At 68.0% G+C, this 12,208-nt stretch carries 10 protein-coding genes, 1 tRNA gene and 1 pseudogene; 7 read left to right on the top strand and 5 right to left on the bottom strand.

Annotated elements, in window-relative coordinates:
• Positions 1–37: 37 nt before the first annotated feature.
• Together ACPXB1_RS27255 and ACPXB1_RS27260 are read right to left on the bottom strand one after the other, a co-directional pair.
• Positions 38–2,737, bottom strand: coding sequence for an RICIN domain-containing protein (locus tag ACPXB1_RS27255; protein WP_425735981.1), 2,700 nt, complete (start codon positions 2,735–2,737; stop codon positions 38–40).
• 312 nt (positions 2,738–3,049) lie between these two features.
• Entirely contained in the window at positions 3,050–3,781 is a 732-nt protein-coding gene (locus tag ACPXB1_RS27260; protein WP_355592141.1) for an alpha/beta hydrolase, read from the bottom strand.
• A gap of 291 nt (positions 3,782–4,072) precedes the next feature.
• On the opposite strand from ACPXB1_RS27260, the gene ACPXB1_RS27265 reads away from it, so the two are divergent.
• Entirely contained in the window at positions 4,073–4,813 is a 741-nt protein-coding gene (locus tag ACPXB1_RS27265) for a class I SAM-dependent methyltransferase (protein ID WP_355592143.1), read from the top strand.
• A 116-nt stretch (positions 4,814–4,929) separates the two neighbouring features.
• Complete coding sequence (locus ACPXB1_RS27270; protein WP_425735982.1) at positions 4,930–5,313, top strand: polyketide cyclase; 384 nt, start codon at positions 4,930–4,932, stop codon at positions 5,311–5,313.
• Between the two features lie 30 nt (positions 5,314–5,343).
• Here the strand turns inward: ACPXB1_RS27270 and ACPXB1_RS27275 are convergent, their stop codons facing one another.
• Positions 5,344–6,324: a DUF2867 domain-containing protein gene (locus ACPXB1_RS27275; protein ID WP_355592147.1), complete on the bottom strand. Its 981-nt coding sequence runs from the start codon at positions 6,322–6,324 to the stop codon at positions 5,344–5,346.
• Between the two features lie 49 nt (positions 6,325–6,373).
• Here ACPXB1_RS27275 and ACPXB1_RS27280 point away from each other — a divergent pair, with 49 nt between their 5' ends.
• Positions 6,374–6,976, top strand: a complete 603-nt coding sequence (locus ACPXB1_RS27280) for a TetR/AcrR family transcriptional regulator (RefSeq protein WP_355592149.1) — start codon at positions 6,374–6,376, stop codon at positions 6,974–6,976.
• A 68-nt stretch (positions 6,977–7,044) separates the two neighbouring features.
• A complete protein-coding gene (locus ACPXB1_RS27285; protein ID WP_355592151.1) occupies positions 7,045–7,554 on the top strand; it encodes an HAD domain-containing protein in 510 nt (169 codons plus the stop codon).
• 99 nt (positions 7,555–7,653) lie between these two features.
• Here ACPXB1_RS27285 and ACPXB1_RS27290 read toward each other — a convergent pair.
• A pseudogene (locus ACPXB1_RS27290) lies at positions 7,654–7,785 on the bottom strand (kinase); the annotation flags it as partial.
• Positions 7,786–7,887: 102 nt separating this feature from the next.
• On the opposite strand from ACPXB1_RS27290, the gene ACPXB1_RS27295 reads away from it, so the two are divergent.
• Complete coding sequence (locus tag ACPXB1_RS27295; protein WP_355592153.1) at positions 7,888–8,607, top strand: VOC family protein; 720 nt, start codon at positions 7,888–7,890, stop codon at positions 8,605–8,607.
• Between the two features lie 748 nt (positions 8,608–9,355).
• Positions 9,356–10,348 carry a glycoside hydrolase family 11 protein gene (locus tag ACPXB1_RS27300; RefSeq protein ID WP_425735983.1) on the top strand — a complete coding sequence of 331 codons (993 nt, stop codon included), beginning with the start codon at positions 9,356–9,358 and terminating at the stop codon, positions 10,346–10,348.
• A 213-nt stretch (positions 10,349–10,561) separates the two neighbouring features.
• Here ACPXB1_RS27300 and ACPXB1_RS27305 read toward each other — a convergent pair.
• Positions 10,562–10,637: transfer RNA gene (locus ACPXB1_RS27305), tRNA-Lys, on the bottom strand.
• A 188-nt stretch (positions 10,638–10,825) separates the two neighbouring features.
• Here ACPXB1_RS27305 and ACPXB1_RS27310 point away from each other — a divergent pair.
• The gene (locus ACPXB1_RS27310) at positions 10,826–12,106 is read left to right on the top strand and encodes an Ig-like domain-containing protein (protein WP_425735984.1); all 1,281 of its coding nucleotides are present in this window, start codon (positions 10,826–10,828) and stop codon (positions 12,104–12,106) included.
• Positions 12,107–12,208 lie beyond the last annotated feature (102 nt).

Below are 12,208 nucleotides of genomic sequence, written 5' to 3' on the forward strand. Positions count from 1 at the left end.
GGGGGCCGGCCCTGTCGGACCGACCCCCGGGTACGGGTCAGCTACGCAGGCTCCACTGCTGGTTGGCGCCACCGTTGCACGACCAGAGAATGATCTTCGTGCCGTTGGCGCTGGCGGCGCCGTTGGCATCCATGCAGAGCCCCGACTGGGCGTTCGTGATGGTGCCGTTGCTGTTGACGTTCCACTGCTGGTTGAGCCCGCCGTGACAGTCCCAGATGATGACAGCGGTGCCGTTGGCCGTGCCCGCCCCGGAGGCGTCGAGGCACTTGTTGCCGTACACGGTCAGCTGCTTGCCGGTGGTGTGGGTCCACCGCTGGTTCGTGCCGCCCGAGCAGTCCCAGATCTGCGTCTGGGTGCCGTTGGTGGTCGTCGAGTTGGGTACGTCGACACAGCGACCGGACTGGCCACCGACGAGCTGCCCGACCCGCTGGCCACCGCCGCTGCCCGGCTGCCTGACGAGCGATGTCGACTCGGCTGACCGGTTGCCCTGGGCGTCGAGCACGTAGAGCCGGTACTCACCCTGGGCAGTCGGCACGGCGATGGAGGTGGCGGTGCCGGCTGCGCTTGTCATAGTGGGGCCGGCGGCGAACGTGGTCGTGCCGGAGGGAGCGAGCCAGACCGTCCTTGTGGCGTCGCCGGTGCTGCGGATCGGGATCGACGACGCCCCGCTGCTGACCACGGTGCTCGCCGGCAGGACGTAGTTCGGCACTGAGAGATTGCTGGCCGGAATGATGTCCCGGTACGAGTCCTCAAGACCGGAGCTCACTGCGATGCCGTAGGCAGCGGCCGGCCAGACGTAGTCGGAGGAGACGAGGATGTCCTGGACAGTGCTGTTCGGGAGGTTCTTGTTCGAGACCTTGTTGATGGGGCCGTAGGTCTGCGTGATGCTCAGGTCGTGCTTTCGTCCGAAGTCGTCGGAGTTGATGAGCCACGTGACGTTCTTGTCCACGCTCAGGACGTTGTCGCGGAACGTGATGTACGCCGACCCCTCGTCCGGGTGCAGGCCGTACTTGTGACCGGACGGCACGCCCTGGAGATAGTTGTTGGTGATCGTGGTACCCGGCTGGGCGCCCAGCGTGTAGATCGGGGCGGTGTCGCTGAGCCGCTGCACAGTGTCGATGATGTGGTTGTAGCTGATCGTGTTGTTACGGGCCGTCGTGGTGGGCCGGTTGGGCGCGATCGAGCCCGATGACCCGTCGAAGTTCCACCAACCCCAGCCGAGTGTGATGCCCGACCAGGGAGCCTTCTCGATCCGGTTGCGCTGGATCGTCAGGGTGTCGACGAAGTACGCCGAGATGGGGCTGTGCCCGTTGAACAGCACGGCGCTGTCGTACAGGTAGTTGTTCTTGATGTCGATGTTCTTGGGCAATCCCTCGACCTGCGCGGAATACTTCTCGCGGTTTGTCGAGGTGTGGTCGCCGATGTAGACGTGCTGGGGATGGCCCACGCTGATGGCTGAGCCGGCGATGTCGTTGGTGTAGTTCCCGATCAACTGCGTGCCCTGCACGTCGTTGACCATGCTGATGCCGTCGGCGCCGGTGTGCTGGATGCGGTTGCGCTGCAACAGGATCCCGTCGGCGTTCTGCACCTGGATGATGCCGGGCGTCACGTCGACGTTGCGGTAGTAGTAGACGTGGAAGTTGCCCTTTGCGTACGCCTGGGCGCCGAGGTTGCCCTGCTGCGCCTGCTTGAAGGACGAGCCGGCGACGTTGAACAGGTTCCAGTCGGAGTGCTGCACCGTCAGCCCGGAGAACGTGATGTTGCGGGCGTGGTTGCTCGTCGAGGTGCCGGCGACCCGCAGCAGGGTTGTCACGTTGTTCGGCGCGTACACCGTCGCTGTTGCCATATTCTCGGAGCTGGCCTTGTAGTAGTAGACCGTCTTGCTGCTCTTGTCGTAGTAGAACTCGCCGGGCGCGTCGAGGAACTCGTAGGCGTTCATGACCTTGTGGGTGCCGCCCACCTGGGCATTGCCGTTGAACGCACCCTGGGCGATGGCCGCACCGGGCTGCTGGAACAGGGCGACCCGGTTGGCGCCGTCGGAGCTCGTCGTCACCTGACGGACACCCACCAGGGCCGTGGTCCAGGTGGTGCCTGTCTCGATCTCGATGTCGTCCTGGTTGCGGGCGATGGCAGGGAAGTCGCTCAGGCTGTACTTGGCGCCGTCGCACTGCGACCCCGACTCCCAGGCCCAGTCGGCCTGGCCAGCGGTGATGGTGTACGTCCCGTAGCAACCGCCCGAGCTGATCGTCTTTGACGCCATGAAGGCACGCTTGTCGTTGACGTAGAGCGCGCGCAGCTTGTTGGCCCGGTCCAGAGGCGCCTTCCAGATGTTGCCGCTGTGCTGGGTCCACCCCGTCACCTGGACGCCGCCGTCGAGGACCGGCTTCTCGCTGCCGTACGCCGCGTAGGCGACCCGGAAGCCGTTGGTGCCCGAGTCGGCGGCGCCGAACTCGACGGTGCTGCCGATCGGGTAGGTCCCGCCGCGCAGGTACACGTTGATGTCGCCGGTCATGCTCGCGTTCACCGTACGGACGACATCGCGAGCGCGTTGCACGGTGCGGAACGGGGACTGGAGCGTGCCGGAGTTGGCGTCGTTGCCGTCGGGGGCGACGTAGTAGGTCTGCTGGACCGCCGCCGAGGCAGGCGTCGGGCTCGTCAGCACGGCGGGGAATGCCGCGGCGACGAGCACCGCGACCGCCAGGAATGACCTTCGAGCGGTGGATGCGAGTGACTTCACGAACTGTTCCTCTCACTTGCCGTCGACAGTGGACCCCGTTCTTATCGAGCGACGAGCACGGAACAGCGACGCCATCAAGGGTCGGCGGGCGACTGCTGTCCCCCGACCGCAACTTTGCCAATCGCTACGAAAGTCTTCCCCGGAGCGTAGGTCACACGTGTGACGTCTGCAACCTTTGATTCGGGGTCGTCAATGCGCAAAACGCAGCAGAATTGGACAGAGCATCCAGCGCGTCCATCAGTCCGCTCTGGATCATCCGATGATTGGTCGACAGCTCCCAGCGGCGCCCTACTACCGGCTGACGACCCGGTCTCACGTCAGGTGCCGGACGAAGAACCGGTTCCCGGCGTCGCCCTCGAACTGCGGGACGCCGGTGTGCCCGCCCATGTTGGCGTGCAGCGTCTTCTCCTTGGAGCCGAAGGCGTCAAACAGGTCCAGGGCCATCTGCCTGTCGTTCCCCTCGTCGTCCCACTGCAACAGGACCTGCAGCGGAATGGTGACCTGCCGGGCCTCCGCGAACATCGAGCGGGGCACGAAACTCCCGGCGAACAGGAGGGCCGCCGAGATACGCGGCTCGACCACCGCCAGCCGGAGGCCGATGGCGATCACCCCTCCCGAATACCCGACCGGACCGCCGATCTCGGGCAGCGCATGGAGGGCGTCCAGGGCGGCCCGCCATTCCGGGACGGCCTTCTCGACAAGCGGAAGGACAAGCCTGTCGACGATCTCGTCACCGACCGGCTCGCCGGACTCCAGCGCCCGGCGCAGGTCGGCGCGGGCCTGCTCGACGGCGGCGGAACGGGGCCGGTCGCCGGCTCCGGGAAGCTCGATGGTGGCCGAGGCGAAGCCCTCCGCAGCAGAGTGTCGCGCCCGGGCCACCAGTCGGGGGTACATCCTGTGCAGTCCGCCGGGGTGACCGACCAGGATCAGCGGCGCCGGTGCAGGTGCGGATGCGGGCGTCCACAGGATGCCGGGGATCTCACCGAGGGTGAACCCGCGTTCGAGGACACCGTCGTCGATGCGTCGCTCAGAGGTGAATTGCATTGTCGTGCCTTTCGGGAGGGCTCGTGAACGGCGCTCCCGGACGACCTATCGCCCGACCGTGACCCCGGAGGGAAGCGCCCATGTCGATACGTTCACGGGTACCACCTCCTCGTTCTCTCGCACGGCCTCCGGGAAAGTAGCAGTGGTCTCCGTGCTCTGCCAAGCGAGTTTTGCGAAGGCTCCGTGGCTAGTCAGGGCCGACGTTGGCGGACGGGCAATCACGAGTGCGTGGTCTGTCGGAGACTGGTCGGAGATCTATGCAGCTTCCGGCGGGCAGCGAAAGGTGGGCGTGTGGCGATTGACGTCTTCGGCGGAGTGGCCGACCTGTACGAGCACGCCCGACCCGACTATCCGGCGGAGATCGCCGAGGCGGTCCTCGCCTACCACGGGGGCACACCGGCGTCCGTTGTCGAGATCGGTGCGGGCACCGGAAAGGGCACCGACGTGCTGGTCCGCATCGGCGCCCCGCTGACCTGCGTCGAGCCCGACGAGCGGATGGCCGCCCGCCTCGCCGAGCGGTTCCCGGCCTCCCGCGTCGAGATGACCACCTTCGAACGGTGGACCCCACCAGCCGGTGGGGCGGACGTGCTGGCCTGCGCCACGGCCTGGCACTGGCTGGACCCGGCCACCCGCAACGCCCAGGCCCGACGCGCCCTGGCGCCGGGCGGCACCCTCTCCGTCTTCGCGCACCGGTACGGCTACACCGATGCCGACCAGCGGGCCGCCGTGCAGGCCGCGCTGCACTCGGTCGACCCGGACATGCGGGACCGCCCGGTCGACTGGTTCCACCGGGACATCGTCGAGAGCGGACAGTTCGACGACGTACGCCGGGAGGTGTTCCGGCGGGAGCTACGGCTGGACAAGGCGCGGTACCTGGCGTTGGTGCGTACGTTCGGGCCGTACCTGTCCCGCACTCCGGAGCAGCAGCAACGCGGGATCGCCGCCCTCGACCGGCTGGTGGACGACTTCGGCGGCAGTGTCGTGCTGGACCTGCGTACGACGCTGGTGTTGGGCAGGGCCGATGCTCGGTGACCGGTGGGGCGTGTCCGACGACGAGACGCTTCGCCGCTACCCGTGTGACGACTTCGTCCCCGTACCCACATTGCGGGCCTGGCGCGGGGTGGGCGTGGACGCGCCCCCCGGCCGCGGTGTGGCAGTGGGTCGCACAGATCCGGCTCGCGCCGTACGCGTTCGACTGGATCGACAATCTCGGCCGGCGCTCACCGCAACGGTTGGCGGCGCTTCCCGAGCCGGCGGTGGGCGAGGCGTTCACCACCGCCGGCGGGCGCAGGCGGGGCCGGATCCTCGCCGTCGCGCCGGGACACCACCTGACCGGCGAGATCATGGGCGCGGTCCTGTCGTACGTCGTGGAGCCGGACTCGGGGAACACCACGCGCCTGCTGCTCAAGGTCGTCATGCGGACGAACCGGGTGCTCGCCCTCGGGATGTGCCTCGGGGACCTGGTGATGGCCCGCCGTCAGTTGCTGAACCTCAAGCGACTCGCCGAGCAGGGCGCACACCCGGACCACTGACCGGGTACGTCGTCCGGCGGCACTGTCGCCTCACGCGCGGTCGGTCGACCGCCAAGGGGCGACGACGCTCCGGCCGGCGTGGCGCAGCATCGCCCTGACAACCAGCGGGTGTACGAGGCGTACGGCGGCGAGGTGGGCGCGGCCGGCCCCGGAACGGGCCGCCGCCAGGGTGGCCACGGTGATCGTCGTGCCGCCGGGGTCCGGCTCGACCAGAACGCTGGTTCGGAAGGTCAGGTGACCGGCGTCGGTGCCGAGCAGCACCTCCCTGTCAGTGCGGGCGATGGTGTCGACGTCCGAGGCGTCGCCGCGCTCGATGCCGAACGGGGTGGCCAGCCGGTTCCGCGAACGCAGCAGTGCGGCCCCGACGCCTGGCGGATCGCGGAAGACCGCAGCCGCCCAGTCATGCGGATCGGTGGTGGTGCCGGGCGGCACCCGCAGCGCGTAGGCGTCGGCCAGATCCGCCCGCTCGATGGAGTCGTGCAGAAGGATTGCAGCGGTGGGGACCGGCACGCCGCGTACCCGCACGCTTGTCATGCCGACGACGAGCCGGGCGCGCCACGGGTATCGGACGGGGTGCGCGACCGTGCCGGTCACGGCACGTTCGGCGTTGTCCAGCAGGTGTTCGAGGACCGTGTCGTGGCAGACGCGTACCAGGGCGGGCCAGAGCAGTCGCATGCGACCGACCGGCCGGGCGCTCATCCCGTGGCGCAGCAGGCAGGCGTGCGGGCCGCGCTCTTCGACCTCAAGCGTGTGACTACCGATCATGCTGGTACTCGCATGGAAGGTCCACTCAACTCGACGGCCCGGCTCGTATCCGGTGACGTGGTAGCGGATCGGACCGTGCCCGCCGTCGGCGCCGACGGCGAGCGGCCGGTCGAACCGCATCGGCATCCAGGCGGGTACGGGCCACAGTGGGTCGTCGGCGGCACCGATCCGGTCCACCAGCCCGCCCACCACCGAAGCGGCAACCGGCAGCGCTCGTTCGTGAACGTTGTGGACCGTGGGCCTCATCGTCGACTCCATACGCTTGCGTATGTTTTCCATACGCTACCGTACAGTGATGAGCCAGCGACGTGTCCAGCGCGGTGACGGAAAGCGGACCGCACCCCGGCTGACGGCCGACGACTGGACCTCGGAGGCCCTGAAGGCGATGGCCTGCGGAGGGCTCGCAGCGGTCGCGGTCGAGCCCCTCGCAGCCCGGCTCGGTGCCACGAAGGGCAGCTTCTACTGGCACTTCGCCAACCGAGACGCCCTGATCGAGGCGGCAGTGCTGCGGTGGGAACGCGAGCACACCGACGCCGTCATCGGCCACATCGACTCCGAACCCGACCCGCTGGCCCGGCTCCGGCTGCTCATCAGCCTCGTCCTGGGATCCACCGTGTCGCAGGACAACTCCATCGAACTCGCGATGCTTGCCACTGCCGACCACCCGCACGTCGCCCCCGTACTCGCCCGGGTCACCGAGCGGCGGGTGGCGTACACCGCAGGGCTGTTCGTCGCGCTCGGCTGGCCGGCCGAGGAGGCACGGCGCCGTGGGTTGCTGGCGGTCACCTCCTACCTGGGCTACGCGCAGATGGCGCACGTCGCGCCAGGAACCCTGCCTGCCGCCGAGGCGGACCGCCGCCGCTACGTCGACCAGACCGTTCGCCTGCTCACCGTCTGAGTCACAACGACGAGCTACGACTCTGTGCAATGTGGTCGGCGGCGGGGTGAGGTCTAGCCTCTGGGGTCATGTCCGACCCCGCGCCGCGTCCGTTGCTGTTCCTCGACGTGGACGGCACCCTCATCCCGTTCGGAACACCCACAGCGGCTCAGCCGGGCATTCCGCGTGTCAGCGAGGCATCGGCCCCACCGACCGATGCCCATCCCCTGCTGCACAAGGTCAACCCGGAACACGGGCGACGGCTGGAGTCCCTGCCGTGTGACCTGGTGTGGGCGACGACCTGGATGGACGATGCGAACGACGTGCTCGCGCCGCTGCTCGGACTACCGCCTCTGCCGGTCGTGGACTGGCCCGACTCCGACGAGGTGAGGCACCTGCACTGGAAGACCCCTGGGCTGGTCGAGTGGGCGCAGGGACGCGCGTTCGTCTGGGTCGACGACGAGATCACCCACGCCGATCAGGACTGGGTGTCGGCTCATCACCCCGGTGCGGCCCTACTGCATCGGGTCGATCCACGTCGCGGGCTGACCGAGCGGGACTTCACTGTCATCGAGCGCTGGCTCAGGCAGGCGCGGTAGGGCGAGCTGCACGTCGTCGCAGTCGCCGTGCTCGGCGGACTGTCTGGCCGGTCGGGACCGACGTCGGCGAACGGTGCGCCGGTAGCCGTCTGAGCTGCTCTACGGGGACGGAACGTTCGGTAGCAAGTCGTCATCGCCTCCGGTCTGGGGTAGCCCAGCCAGAGCGGCGATGGCCTTGACGGCCTCGTTCAGTCCGGTGGTCTCGGGTAGGACGAGTTCGTCGGGCCAGCCGGGCAGCGTTCGACTCTGGGGCATCGGCCGATCGGATGGCCGAAGGCGACGGTTGGCTATTTCCATGTGCGACGAACATTCTGCGACGCTTAGGAAGGAGACATGACCAACGAGGTGACCGTTCCCCTGCTGCCGTGCGCTTCCATTGACGACATCGAAACCTTCTACGGAGTTCTCGGTTTCCGCACCACGTACAAGCAACGCAAGCCCAACGCCTGTGTGGGGGTGCAGCGGGAAGACCTGCATCTGCAGTTCTTCGAGATCGCCGGATTTGACCCGGAGCAGTCCTATGGCTCCTGTCTGGTGCTCACCGCGGACATCGAGGGACTGCATCGGGCATTCGCAGCCGGCATGCGCGCCGCGTACGGCAAGGTACTGGTGTCCGGAACGCCCCGGATGACCCGGCCCAGGGCTCGGAAGAACGCCGACGGGTTGGGCGGGTTCAGCGTCATCGACCCGGGCGGCAACTGGATCCGCGTCTTTCGGCACGCCGCCACCGTGCCCATGCCGGCCACCACACCTGCCGGGCGACTGGCCAAGGCCCTAGCGAATGCTGTCGTGCAGGCCGATTCCAGGGGAAGCGTCGGACAGGCCGTTCGGATCCTCGACAGCGCGTTGGCCCGCCCGCAAGCCGACGACGACCCGGTCGAGCAGGTAGAGGTCCTGGTCTACCGCGCCGAACTCGCGATGGTGCTGCACGATCCAAAGACTGCGGCCGAGATGCTGGCCCGCGCCCAGTCCGTCACGCTCACGGAAGACGAAGCCGAAAGGGCGGCACCCGCGTTCGACAACGCCGCCGACCTCGCAACAGCACTGCGGTGACTCACCATCGGTACCAGTTCTGGTGGGAGCCGATGACCCGTGTTCTCGACCCGCAGCACGATGTCCACCAGGTTCGAGCAAGTACACGCTAGACGGACGTAAACGCCGGTTCCTCGCGTACTCCTTTCCGTCCCGCTCGCCAGGCCCGCACCAGCTGGCAGTACTGGCACGACCAGGCTTTGTCAGGGCCGCTTGTCACCCTCCCCGGTGTCACCCGGGTCGGGCTGCCCTCAGCTCCACCTCCCTGCTGCGACAGGGCCGGCGGTGAAGGTTCGCGGCGGGCTGAGGGCGACAGGTCCGCTGTAGAGAGCGCCGCCCTCGCTGGCACGGCCAAGGCCCGGCCCGGACTGGAAGTTTCGGTGGCTTGGCTGCGGATCACCGCTCCCACCCCGGACAACGGCTGACCATGCGGAGCACGACGAGCAAGGCTAGCAGCCAGTTGGAGTCACCTGAGACAACGCTTGACTAAGAAAGTGTTCCGGTAATATTTCGGGAATTGTTGACGGGTCCAGAGTCGGGGCCATACGATTGCCATCGACGCCCCTCAATGATCTCGACTCACCGCGACCCGTCTCGGTCGCACCGGAGGGCCGTCCACCTACCACGGGGTGATACGCCGAAGACCGGCTGCCGCACCTGGCCACCGACAGCTCGCGGGGTCACATCGCGGCGCTGGCCACCACCAGCTGTCACGAGGAGGAACACGTACATGAAGGACACCTCGACCAGGCCGCGAAAGAGCAGTCGCATGCGGCTGCTCCTCAGCGCCGCGTGCGCTGCGGCGCTCGCTGTCACCGGCACGTTCATCGCCAGCCCCAACGCGCACGCCGAGGCCGACCGGACCCTCACCTCGAACCTCACCGGCACACACAACGGCTACTACTTCTCGTTCTGGAAGGACAGCGGCAACGCCAGCATGACGTTGCGCGCCGACGGCCGGTACAGCAGCAGTTGGGACAGGAGCACCAACAACTGGGTCGGCGGCAAGGGCTGGGCCACCGGCAGCCGACGGACGGTCAGTTACTCGGGCACCTACAACCCGGGCAACAACAACACCTACCTCGCCCTGTACGGATGGACGCGGAACCCGCTCATCGAGTACTACGTGGTGGAGAACTTCGGCAGCTACAACCCGAGCAGCGGCGCCCAGCGGCTGGGTACGGTCACCACTGACGGCGGCACCTACGACATCCTCCGCAGCCAGCGGGTCAACGCCCCGTCGATCGACGGCAACCAGACGTTCTACCAGTACTGGAGCGTCCGTCAGCAGAAGCGTTCGAGTGGCACCATCACCACCGCCAACCACTTCGACGCATGGGCCCGCGCCGGCCTGAACCTGGGCAGCAACCACGCCTACCAGGTCATGGCGACCGAGGGCTACCAGAGCCAGGGCAGCTCGGACATCAACGTCTGGGAAGGCGGCGGGGGCAACCCCACCACCGGGCCGACCACCGGTCCGACCACCCCGCCCGCGAACGGCAACTGCACCGCAGTGCTGTCGGCTGCCGAGCGGTGGGGTGACCGGTTCAACCTGAACGTGGCGGTCAGCGGCACCAACAACTGGGTGGTCAGCCTCGGGCTCAACGGCGGCCAGAGCATCCAGAACAGCTGGAACGCCTCGGTCAGCGGCACCACGGGCACCGTCACCGCCAGGCCGAACGGCAACGGCAACAACTTCGGCATCACGATCATGGCCAACGGCAACTGGACCTGGCCGACGGTCACCTGCCGGACCAGCTGACCCCGACCCAACCGACCCCTGCGGGTGGCGTGCCGGCCGGGCCGGCACGCCACCCGTCGTCGCGTTCAGGACACGACCCCCGGCCGGGTTTCGCATGAGGGGGAACCTGAACCGGCACTTGGTCCGGCTCTTGACGCTGGCTTTGGTGATACGTAGAGGTCAGAAAAAGAGGTCAGGCCCAGTCCAACCGGACCGGGCCTGACCTCTTCTCGCTGGTGCGCCGCCAGGGACTCGAACCCCGAACCCGCGGATTAAGAGTCCGCTGCTCTGCCAGTTGAGCTAGCGGCGCTCGTTCGGCAACGGAGAGAACATTAGCACCCCGCTGAGCCGGGCTCCAATTCGGTTACCCGGGTCCCCCCTTCGGTCGAGCTTACTGGACAAACGCCCCTAAATCTTCCAGCGCGGGTGAGACGGGTGCGTCATCGAGAGCACTGATACGGCACGATGTCCGCCAGGTACGCGAGAACAGAGGTGGGGATGGCACGGTTCACGCGAGCCGGGGCGGTGGTGGGCGCTCTGACCCTGGCGGCGTCGCTGGCACTGACCGGGTGCGGCGATGAGCAGAAGAAGCCGGAATTCGTTGGCGGGGCCCAGGCGAGCACGGAGCCGAGCGCGAGCGCCAGCGCCGCTCCGGGCACGGCCGAGTCGTCGAAGCCGGCGACGCCGAGCGGGCCGGCGCTGACGTTGAGCCCGGCCGACGGCACGAAGAACAGGCCCGTGAGCACGGAGATCAGCGCCAAGGTCCCGGACGGCGGCAAGGTGTCCTCGGTGACCCTGGCCGCCGCCGACGGCAAGGCGGTGGAGGGCAAGCTGCGTACTGACGGTTCGGCGTGGGTGCCGAACGCTCCGCTGAAGTACGGGACGAAGTACACCGCCACGGTGACGGCGAGCGGGTCGGACGGCACAACCAGCCAGGGCACCAGCACGTTCACCACGATGGCCAAGCCGAAGTCGACGATCGGTTCGGGCCTGTACCTCTTCGACGACAAGAGCTACGGCGTGGCCATGCCGGTGGTCACCGAGTTCCACCCGGGCATCCCGAAGAAGGACCGGGCGGCGGTGCAGAAGCGGATGTTCGTCCACACCGACCCGCCGCAGCCGGGGGCATGGCACTGGGTCGCCAACGGCACGCAGGCGTACTACCGCGCGCCGGAATACTGGAAGCCGGGCACCACCATCACCGTGCGTATCGCGCTGGCCGGCGTACCGCTCAGCAACGGCAGGTACGGCGACATCGACCGCAAGGCCACGGCGAAGATCGGCCGGTCGTTCGTGATGAAGGTCGACAACGCCACCAAGAAGATGACCGTGTACGAGAACGGCACGGCCGTGCGCACCATCCCGGTGAGCCTGGGCAAGAAGAGCACCCCGTCGTCGAGCGGCACGATGGTCGTGATGGAGAAGAAGGCGGCCACTGTCTTCGACACCCGCGACGATCCGAACCCGGCGAACCGCTATGTCACCGACATCGAGTTCGCCCAGCGGCTCACGTGGGGCGGCGAGTACATCCACGCCGCGCCCTGGTCGGAGCATGTGCAGGGGCGGCAGAACGTCTCGCACGGCTGCGTGAACGTGTCGACGGCGAACGCCCGCTGGTTGTTCGAGAAGACGCGGATCGGTGATCCGATCACGGTGAAGGGCACCGAGCGCAAGCTCGCCGCCGGCAACGGCTGGACGGCGTGGAGTCTGAGCTGGTCGGACTTCGTCAAGGGCAGCGCGCTGCCGGTGCCCGAGGGTGGGGCCGGCCCGGCTCTCTGAGCGACCGATGTTCCGCGCCGGCCCCCGCCCGAGGCGGGGGTCGGCGCGTACCCTTGCATCTGCCCGTGGCGCGACGGCGCCGGCGGCGACCCTCGTCCCGAC

This window comes from Micromonospora sp. DT68, from assembly GCF_049847245.1.
Classification (GTDB): Bacteria; Actinomycetota; Actinomycetes; order Mycobacteriales; family Micromonosporaceae; genus Micromonospora; species Micromonospora profundi.